The following is a 16,518-nucleotide window of genomic DNA, read 5'->3' as shown; positions in this document are numbered from 1 at the left end:
AATGAAAAATACATTCACATTCATTTTTTGTAGAAAGTCAGGTTGTTTTCCAACCACGATAAAATAGATTTCATTCATAAATGAGTGGGGGACATGGGGGATTAAATGAAATTTTAGTAATATATCATAAATTTAGATGGATTAATAGTAGCTGTCTTGTTTGAATGTAATGAATCAACATAAGGAAATTTACCTTTTGAAAAGGTGAATTGTATCGTTTGGCTTAGAAAAAATGGACAGTTTCAGTAATGAGATTGAATTTGTTCAACTTTTAATAAAAGTAGGGTAACAAATGAGCAAGTCTGACCTTATGTTTTTACAAATTCATAAAGCTAGATATGAATCTAATTTTCAAAATAAAAGGAGTTGCAATGATGGTAACGACAAACGAGGTTGTGTTAATACTAGCAGAAATGTGTGAAGCATATATTTTAGGCGAAAATGGAGGGAGTTCGAATGACAATGAATCAAACTAAATATGCAGCTATTTATGCACGTGTTTCCACTACAGGCAGATGAGGGGTACAGTATTGATGAACAAATTCGAGTGTTACGTGAATATTGTAAGCGAGAAGGCTACATTATTTTTGATGAATACGTAGATAGAGGTATCAGTGGTAAAAATATTAAAGGTAGACCAGCCGTACAGCGATTACTAACAGATGCTGATGAGAAAAAGTTCGATCTTGTTCTTGTATGGAAAATGAACCGATTAGCACGAAAAAGCGTAGACCTTATGAATATGGTGGAGAAATTTAATAGTAAGAACATTGCCTTCCGTTCTTACACTGAGAAATATGAAACAGAATCGCCTACTGGTAAACTCCAATTTCAAATGATGGCTGCCATTGCTGAGTATGAGCGAAACAACATTGCCGAAAATGTAAAGATGGGCATGTTAGCTCGTGCAAAAGAAGGACGTTGGAATGGTGGGCATGTTCTTGGCTACGATGTAGTAGAAATAGGGGGTGAGAATAAAAAGCGTAAAAATACTGGTCTTGTAATCAATGAACGAGAGGCAAGTATTATTCGGAAAATATTTTATCTTTACACGACAGGGAATGGTTACAAGGCGATAGCGAATCAAATTAATAAAGCTGGCTATCGAACTAAATTAGATAAGACGTTCTCCTTGAATGCCATTAAAACTATTGTTACGAATCCAGTGTATGCAGGATACATACGTTACAATGTCCGTAGAGATTGGAATGAAAAGCGTCGTAATAATATCAACCCTACCCCAGTCATTATTAAAGGGGAACACGAAGCAATTATTTCAGAAGAAACTTGGAAAATTGCTCAAGAAGTTTACAAAACAAGATCATGTAAACCAAACCGTGTACATGATGGTGAGTTCCCTCTAACGGGGATTATGCGCTGCCCTAAATGTAATGCAGGGATGGTTGTTGGGCGTACTACAAACAAGTTAAAAGATGGCACGAAAAAAGTCATTGAATACTATGTATGTGGTGCTTGGAAAAACAAAGGTACCAATGCTTGTCATTCCTATGGTGTACGTACTGATTATGCTGACCCATATGTATTAAACAAACTTGAAGAACTGATGAAAAGTGACAAGCTGATTCACCAGTTAGTCAGTAGTATTAATCATAAACAAGAGTCTTTGGTTGCTCCTATTCAAAGGGAGTATCAACAATATGCTACGGATTTAGCTACTTTAGAAAAGAAGCTTTCCAAGTTATTAGACGCTTACATGGATGAGGTAATTTCTAAAAGTAACTATCAAATGAAAGCTAGAAAACTAGAAGAACAAATTGCCTCATTAAAAGAATTAATGCACCCACTAAATGAACAATTGAATACAACAATCTCTAGTGAAGTGACATTTGAACAAGTAAAGACCGTACTACAAAATTTCCAAAAGGCTTTCAAACAATCACTTACAAGGGAGCAAAGAAAACGCTTGTTACATTTACTTCTTCATCAAATTACTATTGATGAAAATCGTAATATTGAGAGTATCCAACTCAAATTAAATAACGATTTGCTAGAAGAATTAAAACTGGGAGTAGGAGATTCATCTACGGATGAATTTTCTGCTCCCTTTTCTGTTTTAGTTGCTATTTAAGAGTAAAAACATTATGAAAAAGGTCATTCATAATTAACTAATAGTATTTTATTACTAACCTTTTATGGTAATTGATGTTAAAATAGTTTTTGTGAAGTTTTGGAAATCGTTATCTTTTATACTAAATAAAGAGAGGTAAAAGTACTATGTATAAAAAAATATTAGTATCAGTAATGGCGTTAGGATTATTTTCAACAGGAGTTTATGCAGGAACTGTTATCGGGCAATACAAAACGCCACGAGGTAATTTTGCAACAATTGAGAAAGAAGAAATTCATAAAAATCGTATTGGTATTACTGTTAACGGTAAGAAAGTAAATAGTAACTCTTGGTATAGTGAAGAGGAGAAAACATTCGTTAAATTACGTGACGTTGCTGAAATGCTAGGTGCTGAAGTTGTTTATAATGAGAAAACGATGTCAGCTGACATCATTACAAAAGACAATGTAGCTCAAAGTGGTAAGGATGAAGTAAAACCAGAGCCACCTGCAGTTGATATTACTGATTATGCTTCACAATCTAAACTAGTTGGTGATAACTATGTTTATGAAGGAAAATACTTTACTTTGTATGCTCCTAAAGATCTTAAAGGAGATATTAATGCTGCAGTAAAATATTTAAATGAAGGTGTAACATTAGCATTAAAAATTTATGAAGGTCGAATTCCTGAATTAGAGGAGAAATTAACTTCTAAGAGTACCCACCCTACTAATTATTATCTTCAATCTAAAGAGTCACAAAATTATAGCTTTGAGTTCCCAGAAAACTTTGCTTATGGTGGATTAGATAAAATGGAAACTAATATCAAAATAATGGCTCCATCACTATATAAAGGTCACGGTACATCAGTAGATGGAATGTATAACTTTGATAACAATTTCGCTCGTAAAACATATGTTTCTGAATATGTGCGAGTTGTTGATAATTTATTAATGGAGAAACATATAATGAGCCCTGACTGGTATGGAGCGGAAGTTCCGGATTGGATGTTTAAATCATATGTGAAATACAAAACATTAATCTCTGTTAATGAATACAATGCTTTTGCTAAAACTGTAAAAGGTAAAATTAAATCAACTGATGTAAAATTCACTGACGGAAACTTACGTGTTACAGTTACTGGTACTAACTATCTTAATGTTGGTGTGCTTGCTATTGCATTTTTAATCGAGACTTATGGTGAAGACAAGTATAATTCATTCATTGATAGCGAAAAAGAAACAATGAGTGAAGCATTCGTAGACAACTTTGGTAACTATAAAGATGTTGAGAAGAAATGGTCAGAATGGCTAAAGAAATGATTTAGATTATATTGAAGAAATTAGAACAGGAAGTTCATCAGCTGATAATTTACCTGTTCTTTTAGTAAATTCAAGGGCTAAGGCTTCCGCAGTGGCATCTGTAAATATATATTCTTTGAAAAGGTAGGTTTGAATGATGATACCAAATGATATGGAAGAATTAAATAGAATTTATAACGAAGCAAAAAGTATGGTAACAAAGAGAGCTACAATGTCAGGTTTAACTGCAGCTATTCCAATACCTGGTGTGGATGTAGCAGCAGATGTAAGCATCATGCTAGAACTGTTACCAGCTATCAATCGCAAGTTTGGGTTGTCCAATGAGCAAATTGACCAACTAGACCAAAATGTTAAACAACAGTTACTAGTGATTATTACATCAGTTGGAACGGAAATTGGTAAGCAATTAATTGGTAAAGTCATTGGAAAAGAAGTAGTGGCTGTATTGTTAAAAAAGGTGGCTACTCGAGTTGCTACGAAACAAGTGACTAAATTCATCCCAATTATTGGACAAGCTGTAGCAGCAAGCGTAAGTTTCGGAGCTATGAAGTACCTTGGGAATAGTCATGTAGATGAATGCTATGCAGTATGTAAAAGAGCAATTCAAGAAGGTATTGGTAAAGAAATGGATGGAAATATTGGGGATGAATATGTAGAAACACCTTTTGGGATTATGAAAAGGATAAAGGCATGATCCTTAAGTAAAAGTATTAATTATAGATAAGAATATTAAATAAAGAAGAGCCTTGGATAACAATTGTTATTCAAGGTTTTTTCAAAGGAAATGGAGAGATACGATGAAGAAAAAACAAAAATTAAGTGATATGTTAAAATTTCAACCTTCACCGAAAAAGGTAAAAGATAATGTTATGGAGAAAGTAAAAGGGGCTAAGAAAAAAATTAAGAAGAATACGAATAGCTTGAGTGACTAGAGCTACGACTTCAGTCACTCAAGCTACAATTGCAATTATTAACGGTGCACACGATAATCACTGAAAAATAATACATATATCAAACATACAGGAGGGTCATGATATGGGAAGAGGGTCTGATTATTCAGGGAAAAGTCATCAGGATATTGATCCCCAGGAGGTTAAAGGGAAAATAAATCGAGAACTCATTACCACCGAAGAGCTAGCCTTATATTTGAATGAATTCGGAACATATTACAAGAAAAAAAGTATAGGTAAAAAAACGATAGAAAATCACTTAATAAAAATTTGTAAAGAAAGTAATGGTCTGTTGAAAATTACAGACTTTCAAATCAATGGAGTATATGCAATTGATCCCAAATTTCACGGTCTATTATTAACAATTCTTGATACCAATTATTTTGATGGAAGAAAAAATAAAAGGAATTTAATTAACAGGGAGGAATTGTTTTCGGATTTAGTTGAAAATATCAATATTTATTTATTGGAAGAGGATATGCAAGAAATAATGAATAACTCCTCATATCTTAATGCTGTTCTGGAAAGTGAATTGACGAAAAGATTATCAAACGAATTGGTCATTTTATTTCGAGAGTTGTTTCATGCTGATTCCAGGGTCCGTTATAGAATGATGAAATATGTAATAGAGAGTATAAGCAAAACTAGAAAGTGGATATCGAGTACAGATGCAAAAATTTTTACGGATAAGATGGTATACGGAGCAAGAATTGCTAGGGAAGAAAACAAAGCGAATGCTGAGATCTTAAAAGAGAAGATTCGGTCAGATTCGTTAGAAGAATTTATCATGAAATGCTTGGCGGATAAAGTTAATCAAAGAAAGAAAGATGAAGAATCAGATGATGAGGAAATCATTGGATATCCGACTATATATTTAACGGATTTGTTATATCAATTAAATTTTAATAATAATACTGAAATTGAAAGACATCTAAAGGAACTTGATGACAAATTATCTTCTCAGGAGCAGTATAAGAGGATTGAAGACAAGGCAAAGGAAATCCTTAATACGGAAAACCCTTTAGAAAGTGTTATTTATAATGAACTAATTAACTTATGTAAGATATATCTAGTTGCACCTCTTGTAACAACAAAGGAATATGGAAAGATACAGGATTTTATTGAGGAATCCATGCAGAAAGATAAATGGGACATACTTAGAGAGTTTCTGAGAAAATAATTATATTTTATTTTTCTTGGACTAATCTTATCAGATGATGGCATATTAGTTTTAAAACTATATGGAGGGCTTTAATATGGCAAATATTCCTGCGAAGATAATAGAAAGAAAGTTGAAAAAAGAAGGTATTAAAGTTGATGGATATAATGTAATAAGCAGCATTGAATTGGATTATATCGCTGAGGCGAATAGATTAGGGATGAATGATGGTATAACAGAAGAATTTGAATTTGAATCTGAATATTCCATGGAGGGTATTAATATTACATTTAACGGTAAAATATGCGAAGATTATCGACAAATTTCACCTACCCAGGAAATCCCATATTATTATCCTTACATTGAATCATGTAAGATTGAGATAGAAAATTCAGAAGAAAAACTAGTTGAAATAGAAGTGTTTTGGTAAATGAACTAATAAGGAAACTTGTAATATAAAACATTCTAAAGCGAAGAAGAGAAATCGGTTATCAATGATTTTTCTTCTCCTTATTTTATTTACTTTGTTATTTAAAAGGAAGAAAAGTATTCTAGATTGAAATAAATTACAGATAAAATTTGTCATAAAAATAGACCATTTTTTAGGGAGTTATTTATTTGACTGGGGGATTTACTTTGAAAAAGAGAATAGTTGAAAGAATTTATGAACCTTGTAATGCTTGTGCATTAACTTGTAAGAATGAAGTCATTTTTTATGATAATATACAGAAAAAAGAAGATATTAAAGTGATGGTTATATTTGAACAACCTGGTGGTAGATTTGGAGATGATGATGATTATATAGAGAAATCCTTACCTGAAGAAAAAGCTAAATACTATAGGGGAACTTTCCCTTCATGGTTAGCCAAATACTACACATACAATATGGAAATTTTTCGTAATTTAAAAGAGCATAATTATATCACACAAGATCTAAAATATTTTGAAAATGCTATGGATGAGGTTTATTTTACGGATGCAATAAAGTGCAGAGTAGAGGGGAAAAGTAAGGATAAAGAAGAAAAAGTGGAAATGGAAAATACTAAGCCAAATTATAAAAAGTGTACTGAAGAGTATCTGGAACAAGAAATAGAGGAATTACCCAATTTAGAGTTGATAATAACTTGCGGAAGAAAGGCTTTTAACTCATTGAGATATTTATGTGCAAGATTTCCAAAAGAAATTAATATATCTCTAGAACCTCTTAAATCTTATCAAAATCAAAGTTTTGCCCATGGGGATATATATGAGTTCAAGTTTAAAAAAAAGAGATCTATAAAAGTAATTCACTTTGCACATCCAAGTTATATTTATAGTCGTAAGGTAAAAGAAATAAGACCAATATACAGGGAAAATAAATTTCTAAAAGATGCTTGTGCATTTGCATTTAAAAATCTCATTTAGATAAATTACATCACACCTATCACAAATAAAGGCGGTTTCTTCTGTAGGTGTGATGTCAAAACCTCACTTAGCCCTATTGAGGTGAGCCTTATCATAAATAAGGGCTTTTTGAATAAACGACTAATCATTATCAATATGATTAGTCATTTATTTTGCTTCATAATTAATAGAGAAAGCTGTATATACATCTATCTTTTTGACACGGTTTTAGACTTCTCTAGATTCAGATTAAAAATCCTGTTGCTCCACGTATTTTGTACGGTTTTAAAATCATGTCCCGTTTCATTTGCTATTTTCCGTAACGAATAACCCTTCTCCTAATACAAAAATTTGATAAGATGAACTTGTATTATTGTAAGTATCCTTTCCATTCCTCCTAATCGACTTTTTTGCCAATTAGAAGGTTAGTAGATTTGAAGGGTACGGACAATGATATTTTTTTACGTTTTAAAGGACCTATAACTGCTAGAATTTCCACTTACAATCTGCTCCGTTTTTATTTTTCCCTAAACATTTTATATTAATATGAAATTCCACGTAATCAACCATATATAAATTGACCCGTAGTCATAATTAATAATCATAAAATAAATATTCTAAAATTTAATCAATAGTATAATAAGATAAATATTGACCACGAGTATAAAAAGTATTATAAATAGTTTAGAAGTTATTTCCAAAAAGGGGAAATGTGAGTTGTCTAATACACGTATAAATTTTATGGATTTTTTAAAAGTGTTTCTTTCTTGCACTGTAATTGTCCACCATGCAGGTCAACCTTATGGCGGGGCAAATGGTTTTTGGTATGTACGAGATTTGGGTGTCGATTCTGATTTGGGCGTTTTTTTTGGGATAAACTCTGCCTTTAATATGAGTCTTTATTTTTTTCTTTCTGCTTATTTTATACCTCTTGCGTATAAACACAAAGGGAGTATAGGTTTTTTGAAAGATCGGTTGAAGAGAATTGGTATACCTTTATTATTTGGATTTATAGTAATAATTCCTTTAATAATGTACTTTTATTATAATGAATTTCGTGGTTACCCTCACCTATCGTTATATGAATACTATAAAAATATTTATCTAGGATTTGGTGAAAAGCCATTGAATTGGGCAGGACCATCTTGGCCAGACCTAAATTTTGGCCATCTTTGGTTTATTGAACATCTTCTTATTTATTCACTGATATATCTAGTATTAATGAATCTTTTTAAAAAAATTAATTTACCAAAAATTTCAATTTACCCAACACATAAACATATTTTTATATTTGTTATTATCATATCGTTAATCACTTTTTTAGTTCGAATAAGTTATTCGATTGATGAATGGATTGGTGTTCTAGGTTTTATCCAAATGGAGTATGCACACTTTCCTCAATATTTAGCATTTGTAGTTTTGGGAATAACAGCTGCTAATAATAACTGGATTTATCATATCCCTAAAAGTGTTGGTAATTTATGGTTATTTATAGGAGTTTTATTAATTGCTTTAAATGTAATTGGGTTTGTACCACATTCAAGGGGTGGATGGGATAGTAGTTCACTTATTTATGCAGTCTATGAGACCTTTTTATGTACAGGACTTTCAATTGGTTTAATTGAATTATTTCAACGTAAATTAAATAGAAAATCAAAATGGATTGAGGCTTTATCTAAAAATTCCTTTTGTGTTTATATTATTCATATTCCGGTTTTAATTGGAATTCAATATATTTTAATTAGTGTATCTGTTTCAGGCTATATAAAATTCGTATTAGCATCACTATTGGGGATCGTATTTAGCCATTTAATATCGTATTTTATTATTCGAAAATTACCGGTTATTAGTCAACTATTCTCTGGGACAAATCATAGACGTTCTCAAGGTTTAGTGAATAAATTTAATAAGAAGAGTATATATTAGTTCTCTGCTTGTCTCCAATTCTCTCTTTGACAACATCCCTGCGAGTTTTTATAACACAGGCTATTCTCGCAGGATTACTTTGGAAATCAACAGGATCTTTATGATGATATTCCTTTAAAGAAAACATCAAAACTCATCATAAGTTGTGTAATAAGATCATCTTCGCCACCACCAAGACACCAGTGGGTTAATACACCAATAAACATTTGAATAGTTAAGTCTGCCAGTGTTTCAGGGGATAATTTTTGTGTAAATTCCCCTTTTTCTTGTCCATACTTAAAAATTGGAATCAATAAAGCACGAAGATTATTCATATTATCTATGTGATTATTTAAATTATTAGCACTTGAGAGAGTTGCCATTAAAGTTGCTCTTCTTAATGACCTTGTATAGTTTAAATTATGTACGATATTAATTAACGAAGAGAGTATTTTAGGTACTACTGGACTTGTGATATTCATTAATTTTTCAGCTTCCGAATAGATTGAAAATCTTTCAAAATCTTCTATGACTGCTTCTTTTGTCGGAAAATAATTAAAAAAAGTACCCTTAGAAACTCCAGCTAATTTCACAATATCTTCAACCCTTGTCGACTCGTATCCGTTTTCCGAAAATAATTTGAAAGCAGCGTTTGTTATAGCTAATTTAGTTTGTCGTTTCTTTTCTTCCCTTCCCAACTTTATTCACTCCATTTCTTGCAATAACGTTATTATTAATTCTACTATAAATAACTGTTTAAAAAGTATTATTATGAATAACAGACAGCTATTATTGATATGCTCCCAATTAGGTAGACAGATAAAGAAATTCATCTTATCATTACATTTAAATTTATCGAATTATCCATAGGCGAAAATTCTGTAAAACGAAATTTGGTGTGAAGCTTCATTTACGCCTTGCCTATATGGCAAAAAGGTATTGTTATCCGGATTAAGCCTTACTGACAAATGCCATCGAAAATGACCACCATCATTTAGGAGTATTCATTGATGACAAAGAATGCATGTACATCTTTGGCCGTGGCTACTTAGATTACGAACGGTTTAATCGAATGACAGAGGAAGGGTATTTTGCTGTTACTCGTTTGCGTTACCCGAAAATCCATCTGTTTTATCCGATGAACTGGTCGTAATTGAGACGACACAAAATCGGTCTGAAAATGTACTTTTCTTAATTAAAGTCCTCGATTCAAAAGGGAACGAACGTATTTACAAATCAGTAGTTATTTAAAAGCTGCTTTATGGAAATCTCTACGTAAAATTCAAGGAGAGAGCGTTTTATAAAGAATTAATCATCGTTGTTGCACAAGCCACAGGATATAGTAAAAAGTGGTTGATTACTACCTTTGTTTAACTACTTACGCATATATTTTAACGTAATTTCCCATTTTTTATTTCCGGCTTGGAGAGTAAAAACGACCACACTGAAATGTAAAATTTGTAGAAAAAGTATCAGGCACTATTAAAAGTGCCTGATACTTTTTTGTTTTATTGGGAGTGGATTGGGTATTAACTATCATAAGCAAGTTATATAGCAAGAAAGGTTTGTAGGAATAATCGAAAGAGAAAGGAGTTATAGCCAACATGTTGTTGAATAAAAAGTTTTTATTGGTCTTAAGTACAATCGTAGCCTGCATGTTGTCTGGTTGTGGAGAGAAGCAGAAGCTTGAAGATGGATCTGAACTGATCAATAAAAATCAATTTGTTTTTGCTACTTCTGGTGAATTTAAGCCATTTAGTTATATAAATGACGATCTTACAATGTCGGGCTTTGATATTGAGGTTGGTGAAGCGATTGCAAAGGAAATGGGCCTTGAGCCGGTTCAGAAACGAATCAAGTTCAAAGGGATTGTTGAAGGGGTGAAAACGGGAAGAGCGGATGCAGCCGTTGCAAGTCACACGATTAACCCGCAGCGGAGTAAACATGTTTCTTTCTCTACCCCCTATTATTATTCAGGGCCGAAAATTTTCACCAGACCGGATAGTAAAATTAGGACTGTTGAAGATTTAGAGGGAAAGGAAGTAGCTGTTGCAAAAGGATCAACATATGCCGATACAGCTTCCAAGTATACAGACAACATCAAAACATATGACAGCGATATTACGGCATTAAAGGCGTTGAGTAGTGGGCGTCATGATGCAGTAATTACAGATTTTGTTACAGGAAAAACTGCTGAAAAGGAAGGTTTTAAGATTAAAGGACAGCAATTAATTAATCGCAGTGAACAAGCGATTGTGTTGCCTCAGGATAATCCAAAGCTATTGAAGCGAGTAAATGAATCTTTGGAACAACTTCGGGAAAATGGAACATTGACTCAAATCAGTATCAAATATTTTGGTGAGGACATTACCGAAAAATCAGAATAAACCAATGCTATAAAAGAAAGGAAGTAGTACTTTGCCAAGTTTTTCGCATTTTTTTCAAATACTAATGGAAACAAAAGGTGTATTCTTTAAAGCTATGCTTTTAACATTAGAGCTGACGGTGGTTTCTATCTTACTGGGAATCATCATCGGACTAGTCTTTGCCTTATTAAAAATTTCTAATATAAAAATTTTAGAACTTATTTCAGATATATATGTCTATTTGGTTCGAGGAACACCACTGATTGTTCAAATATTTATCCTCTACTTCGGAATTAGCGGGATTTTCCTTCTTCCTGATTTTTGGGCTGCTTCCCTTGCTCTAGCGCTACATAATGGAGCTTATATTTCTGAAATCCTTCGTGGAGCAATTCAGTCAGTCGATAATGGCCAATTTGAAGCAGGACGTTCTTTGGGAATGACAAAGACACTGACATTAAGAAGGATTATTCTCCCACAGGCATTCCGTAGAGCATTGCCGCCTTTAGGCAATCAATTTATCATCAGTTTAAAAGATTCTTCGTTAGCCGCATTTATCTCCATGAATGAGCTGTTTAATGTGGCGACAACACTTGGGTCGAATAATTTCGATGAAATGACCTACTTACTCATTGTAGCAGTCTACTATTTATTGCTGGTAGCGTTGATGACATTTGTAGTGAACCGAACTGAACTAAAATTAGCAGTAAGCGACAGATAGGAGCTGAAAAAATTGGACACTAAGGAAATGATTAAAATAAGTCAATTGAATAAATCGTTTGGAGACTTACATGTATTGAAAAATATCGACATGACAGTCTACGAGAGCGATGTTGTCTGTCTAATAGGATCGAGTGGGTCAGGGAAAAGCACCCTCCTTCGCTGCTTGAACTTTTTAGAAAGAAAAGATAATGGCAATATTATAATTGAGGGAAACGAAGTCAATCCACGGACAGATGATCTTAACAAGATTAGAGAAAAGGTTGGGATGGTGTTTCAAAATTTCAACTTATTCCCACATAAAACGGTTTTAGAAAATATTATTGAAGCACCTGTTATGGTAAAGGGTGTAGACAAAGAAAAAGCTATCATCAAAGCAAAACAATTACTGAAAAAAGTAGGTTTGGAGGATAAGTCGGATGTCTATCCTAGTAAACTATCAGGGGGGCAAAAGCAACGGGTGGCGATTGCTAGAGCACTTGCGATGGAACCAGACATTATGCTTTTTGATGAGCCAACATCGGCACTCGATCCTGAGCTTGTGGGAGAGGTTTTAACAACCATGAAAGATTTGGCTGAAGAAGGAATGACTATGGTTGTTGTAACCCATGAAATGGGATTCGCAAAAGAGGTAGCTGATTGGATTGTCTATATGCATGATGGGAGAATTATTGAACGCGGCACACCTGAACAATTTTTCAATCATCCAAAAGAGGAGAGAACACGAGAATTTTTAACTGCAACAATGCTTAAATAAAACTAAAAGGTTCTGAACGGTAATGTTAGGATCTCTTATGGTTTTACATTAAATATTCGATTACTAGATAAAGCATGTACAGAAAAACTGCACATAGACTCGTTACAGCCAACCTTATCATGAGTAAGTGAAATTTAAATAGCAAAAGGAGAAATTGCAAAGCGCAATTTCTCTTTTTGCTGGAACTGTACTTATTTAATTATAACTCAACTTCGGTAACTTCATTATTACCATTACCATTACCATTACCATTGCCCGGCTTTTCAACCAATACATCAAATGTTAATGTGTGGTCACCATACGTTGCTGTAATTGTCGTAGTACCTTGACCTTTACCTTTTACAGCCCCTGCTTTTACAGTAGCTATTTTATCATTTGCTACTTCGTAGGTTGCAAGCGTAGTAACATCTTTTTCTGTTGTTCTACCCTCAAAAGTAGTTACTTCAGTAATCTTAACCATAACCTCTTTACCTATTCTAGTTTCAACCTGAGCTTGATCAATTTCTAGTGTTACGATTGGTGTTTCTACAACAGGTGCTTTTACTGTAACATTTACCGTAACTTCATGATCACCATATGAAATAGTAATCGTAGTAGTGCCCTCACCTACAGCAGTTACTAATCCATTTGCTATTGTTGCAACATTTTCATCTCCCACAACATAAGTTGCTTTTGAAGTTACATCTTCCTCTGTTGCTTCACCTTCTGGAGGAGTAGATGTCTCTGTTACCGTAAGTTGTGCAGATTCCCCAGCTGTTAGGTCTAGCTCAGTTGGATTGACAGAAAGTGTTACTTTTGGTTCAACTACATCTTTTTCAAATATTAGTGCTTCACCAACATTCCCAGCAGCGTCTTCAATTTTTACTGATACAGCATTAGTTTCTGTTGTTACTGGGAATGTGAAGCTACCGTCTTGATTTAATTCAAAAGGAACAGGCGCTTGTATTTCGCCATTCACAGTCGCAATATAGGAAGCTTTTAATTTATCATTTAAATTGTAGTTTAAACCATATAAATATAACTCTTCATTGTAGTCGATATACTTATCTGTTACCTTTCCTGTAGCGACACCTTCAGCTACTGAACCAGTAATTTCTGGTTTAGTCGTTTTCACGATAATTGGTCCAACATAATCGGAAACTACCCCTGATGCCGCAAGACCAGTAAAGTCAATAGTATAGAGACCATCTGGAATTGCTGTGGCAGGTTCTGTTCCCCATGGTTTGTATTGCCCAGCGATATTCAGCGTATAAGAGCCTTTTCCTAGCGCAGTACCTGCATGTAGATAACCGATGTAGCCATCACCATATTCTCCACCTTGAGGATTCATAATATCCCATAGCTCGATATAGTTAGTTGTTACATCGCCAGTTAATGTAAATGAAAGTACAGCTGAATCTTTCACGCCATCTCCATTAAAGGAGAGGTCTGTTTCTGTAATCTTTAAATCTTTAATTTCAGTTACTGCCTCACTTCCAAAGTCAGCTGCGAATGGCAATGAAATTTCTGTAGCACCACCGCTGATGTGAATATACCCCAGTATTTCCGAGCCGTTTGGAGCTGTAGCTTGTGAAGCCGTTAATGTAAGATTTAACACTTGCTCACCAACTAGATTAAATGTTGGCTGGTCGACTGTAACAGTTGCATCACCAAATGATTTTGTCACATCAATTGATACATTATAATTACCGCCGTTCCCCTTTATATCTTTTACTAAAACTTGTTTCGTTACGGAAATATTCTGGTCTTTAAGTGATTGTGGACCAAAAGTAACTGTCCCTTTTAAGTTTTCTGAAACAGCTCCTGTTCCATCTAAAATTGCACTATCCAATGCATAGGCAAGAATTTCTGGATGTGCAGCAGCATAAGCATTTACACGACCTGCACCTTGAGAGAACACATCGTATTTTGTTTTATCTAAAACCTTTGCTGTATTAGAAAGCGCCACTTTTATGTCGAACGCATTCCAATCAGGATTTGCTTGTTTAAGTAATGCAACAATACCTGTAATATGCGGTGTTGCCATAGAAGTTCCTGTTTTACGATCATATGCCTCTGCATAATCTGCAATAGGGAAGTCCTTTTTATACATTGGAATCGTTGACATAATGTTTGTTCCAGGTGCACTTACATCTGGTTTAATATCAAAGTTTGGCGTAGATGGGCCACGGGAACTTGAATCGTTTACTTCATCTCCCAGTGTCTTTGTGGAAGTAAATTGACTAAAGCTAACTTTTCCAGTTCCACCGGCTAATGCAGCACGAATTGCATTGCCATCCGTTTGGGACATATCAAATGTTGGTAGAAAAGCAAAAGAATCACCCAGGAATGTACCTGAAATATTAGGTGCATTTGTTCCACCAGCAAAGTTATGAATAATTGTGGCGACTGCTCCATTTGCCTTTGCATTCGCAATTTTATCAACAAATGCGATACTGCCACGAGAGATTAATGCCACTTTACCTTCTACATCGATTCCCTCATAGTCTTTTACTTCTCCGTTTCCAGGAATAGCAACTAGGTCAAATTCTCCTTGAAGCTGTGTTGCTAAATCCCTTCCAAAAGTTGTTCCCATTAATGGGAGCTGTTTTGTTAAGTTGTAGTCACCAACTGTAACATTCACTTCACCGCTATACATTGTTTCTGGATTTGTTGTGTTACCCACAGCAATTCCTAAACGAGCGGTTGCAGGCGTGCCCATTGTTCCTCGATTTGGGCCGGAGTTCCCTGTTGCAATTACTCCGATTGTTCCAGCCATCATTGCATTATTAATAGCAAATGAACCAGCGTCCGTTTCAGAGTTAGCCCCCCCACCAAGAGAAAGGTTGATTATGTCCATTTTTTCTGTTACAGCCGTTTCAATTGCTTTAACAATACCAGATGTAGCCCCACTTCCATATGCACCAAGAACACGGTAAGCATAAAGGTCTACTTTTGGAGCAATTCCTTTAATGCCGAAATTGTTAGCCCCAATTGCTGCAATAGTTCCAGCAACATGAGTACCGTGAGAAGTATAGAACGAGCTTCCCTTTTCATTAAATTCGGGTGTTCCAGCAGGACGCTCAGAAGGCAAGGTTTCCGATGCATCGTCATCTGCCCGAGGCTTTGTGTAAGTTGATGAATTTGGAATGAAGTTTTTCCCACCCTTGTAAATTCCGGCGAACTCAGGGTGATCTGTGTCAATACCAGTATCTAATACTGCTACCTTTATACCTTGTCCTTCAATTCCTTCATTCCAAAGCTGTTCGATGCCGAGGAAAGAAATACTTGTATTCATTTGAGCCTCTAATTGATCTTCCTTAATCAGTTCTGATGATTTCATTGTATTATCTTCAGATGCGTAAACAATTGCATCAGGTTCAATTAATGTTATTCCTTCTATTGAAAGCAGCTTTGGGAGATCATTTGCTTTCACAGTTGCTGCAAAACCGTTTAAAACAGTATCAAATGTGTAGCCTTGAGTCATTTGAACATTTTTAGTAGCTAATTCTTTCTTAACTTGTGCTTGTTGAGATTTTACATTTGATCGAACTTCATTTGCTCGCGCATTAGAGAACTTTTGGCCTTTCAATTGGCTCATTCCTTGCTCTAGTGCCACAGGCTTTTCAGATAAATGTACGATGACTGCAACTTCTTGATTGCCTGATACATTTTGTAAGCTTTCGTGAAGAGTTGGACCATCTTTAGACAAGCTTAGCTGTTCAGCGATAGCCGCCTTTAATTGAAGTATACTTTCACTTTGGCTATCCTGCTTGAATGGCTTCGAATCTTCAGCATTAGCACTCGATAATGGAACCAATAGAAAAAGCACCATAACGAAAGCTATCATACTACTTAAAAACTTCGTAAACTTAAACTTTTTCAAATCTCATTTCTCCCTCCGCTCTTAAT

The 16,518-nt window shown here is 34.3% G+C and carries 13 protein-coding genes and 1 pseudogene; 12 read left to right on the top strand and 2 right to left on the bottom strand.

The features are described 5' to 3' along the window. Window positions 1-478: 478 nt before the first annotated feature. The 8 genes from AC1RFD_RS17920 to AC1RFD_RS17885 all read left to right on the top strand — a co-directional run bounded on the left by AC1RFD_RS17920 (window position 479) and on the right by AC1RFD_RS17885 (window position 8,808). Complete coding sequence (locus AC1RFD_RS17920) at window positions 479-2,089, top strand: recombinase family protein (RefSeq protein WP_492475148.1); 1,611 nt, start codon at window positions 479-481, stop codon at window positions 2,087-2,089. Between the two features lie 146 nt (window positions 2,090-2,235). Beyond that, the gene (locus AC1RFD_RS17915) at window positions 2,236-3,390 is read left to right on the top strand and encodes a stalk domain-containing protein (protein WP_492475147.1); all 1,155 of its coding nucleotides are present in this window, start codon (window positions 2,236-2,238) and stop codon (window positions 3,388-3,390) included. Between the two features lie 133 nt (window positions 3,391-3,523). Then, window positions 3,524-4,084 carry a hypothetical protein gene (locus AC1RFD_RS17910; protein WP_492475146.1) on the top strand — a complete coding sequence of 187 codons (561 nt, stop codon included), beginning with the start codon at window positions 3,524-3,526 and terminating at the stop codon, window positions 4,082-4,084. A 103-nt stretch (window positions 4,085-4,187) separates the two neighbouring features. After that, window positions 4,188-4,322 carry a hypothetical protein gene (locus tag AC1RFD_RS17905; protein WP_492475145.1) on the top strand — a complete coding sequence of 45 codons (135 nt, stop codon included), beginning with the start codon at window positions 4,188-4,190 and terminating at the stop codon, window positions 4,320-4,322. A gap of 103 nt (window positions 4,323-4,425) precedes the next feature. Then, complete coding sequence (locus AC1RFD_RS17900) at window positions 4,426-5,520, top strand: hypothetical protein (RefSeq protein ID WP_492475144.1); 1,095 nt, start codon at window positions 4,426-4,428, stop codon at window positions 5,518-5,520. 76 nt (window positions 5,521-5,596) lie between these two features. Next, window positions 5,597-5,929, top strand: coding sequence for a hypothetical protein (locus tag AC1RFD_RS17895; protein ID WP_492475143.1), 333 nt, complete (start codon window positions 5,597-5,599; stop codon window positions 5,927-5,929). Between the two features lie 206 nt (window positions 5,930-6,135). Beyond that, window positions 6,136-6,903, top strand: a complete 768-nt coding sequence (locus AC1RFD_RS17890) for a uracil-DNA glycosylase family protein (protein WP_492475142.1) — start codon at window positions 6,136-6,138, stop codon at window positions 6,901-6,903. A gap of 696 nt (window positions 6,904-7,599) precedes the next feature. Then, window positions 7,600-8,808 carry an acyltransferase family protein gene (locus tag AC1RFD_RS17885; protein WP_492475141.1) on the top strand — a complete coding sequence of 403 codons (1,209 nt, stop codon included), beginning with the start codon at window positions 7,600-7,602 and terminating at the stop codon, window positions 8,806-8,808. A gap of 98 nt (window positions 8,809-8,906) precedes the next feature. Here the strand turns inward: AC1RFD_RS17885 and AC1RFD_RS17880 are convergent, their stop codons facing one another. Beyond that, on the bottom strand, window positions 8,907-9,485 hold the full coding sequence (locus tag AC1RFD_RS17880) for a TetR/AcrR family transcriptional regulator (RefSeq protein WP_288583365.1): 579 nt from the start codon (window positions 9,483-9,485) through the stop codon (window positions 8,907-8,909). A 176-nt stretch (window positions 9,486-9,661) separates the two neighbouring features. Here AC1RFD_RS17880 and AC1RFD_RS17875 point away from each other — a divergent pair. The 4 genes and pseudogenes from AC1RFD_RS17875 to AC1RFD_RS17860 all read left to right on the top strand — a co-directional run. Continuing rightward, a pseudogene (locus tag AC1RFD_RS17875) lies at window positions 9,662-10,011 on the top strand (IS4 family transposase); the annotation flags it as partial. Window positions 10,012-10,391: 380 nt separating this feature from the next. After that, window positions 10,392-11,174: a transporter substrate-binding domain-containing protein gene (locus tag AC1RFD_RS17870; RefSeq protein ID WP_328013109.1), complete on the top strand. Its 783-nt coding sequence runs from the start codon at window positions 10,392-10,394 to the stop codon at window positions 11,172-11,174. A 31-nt stretch (window positions 11,175-11,205) separates the two neighbouring features. Next, window positions 11,206-11,871: an amino acid ABC transporter permease gene (locus AC1RFD_RS17865; protein WP_004233396.1), complete on the top strand. Its 666-nt coding sequence runs from the start codon at window positions 11,206-11,208 to the stop codon at window positions 11,869-11,871. 27 nt (window positions 11,872-11,898) lie between these two features. Further along, a complete protein-coding gene (locus tag AC1RFD_RS17860) occupies window positions 11,899-12,627 on the top strand; it encodes an amino acid ABC transporter ATP-binding protein (RefSeq protein WP_167444822.1) in 729 nt (242 codons plus the stop codon). A 199-nt stretch (window positions 12,628-12,826) separates the two neighbouring features. Here AC1RFD_RS17860 and AC1RFD_RS17855 read toward each other — a convergent pair whose 3' ends face one another. After that, window positions 12,827-16,492, bottom strand: a complete 3,666-nt coding sequence (locus AC1RFD_RS17855) for a S8 family serine peptidase (RefSeq protein ID WP_492475140.1) — start codon at window positions 16,490-16,492, stop codon at window positions 12,827-12,829. Between the last annotated feature and the right edge of the window lie 26 nt (window positions 16,493-16,518).

It is taken from the genome of Lysinibacillus sp. GW823-FHT02G10 (assembly GCF_058797135.1).
The sequence above is the reverse complement of the archived record's forward strand: the minus strand, read 5'-3'. Positions and strand labels throughout refer to the sequence as shown.

Coding starts and splice junctions, on each gene's coding strand:
- AC1RFD_RS17860 (WP_167444822.1), top strand. CDS start 11,899: ATGATTAAAATAAGTCAATTGAATAAATCGTTTGGAGACTTACATGTA.
- AC1RFD_RS17895 (WP_492475143.1), top strand. CDS start 5,597: ATGGCAAATATTCCTGCGAAGATAATAGAAAGAAAGTTGAAAAAAGAA.
- AC1RFD_RS17870 (WP_328013109.1), top strand. CDS start 10,392: ATGTTGTTGAATAAAAAGTTTTTATTGGTCTTAAGTACAATCGTAGCC.
- AC1RFD_RS17910 (WP_492475146.1), top strand. CDS start 3,524: ATGATGATACCAAATGATATGGAAGAATTAAATAGAATTTATAACGAA.
- AC1RFD_RS17920 (WP_492475148.1), top strand. CDS start 479: ATGCAGCTATTTATGCACGTGTTTCCACTACAGGCAGATGAGGGGTAC.
- AC1RFD_RS17905 (WP_492475145.1), top strand. CDS start 4,188: ATGAAGAAAAAACAAAAATTAAGTGATATGTTAAAATTTCAACCTTCA.
- AC1RFD_RS17915 (WP_492475147.1), top strand. CDS start 2,236: ATGTATAAAAAAATATTAGTATCAGTAATGGCGTTAGGATTATTTTCA.
- AC1RFD_RS17900 (WP_492475144.1), top strand. CDS start 4,426: ATGGGAAGAGGGTCTGATTATTCAGGGAAAAGTCATCAGGATATTGAT.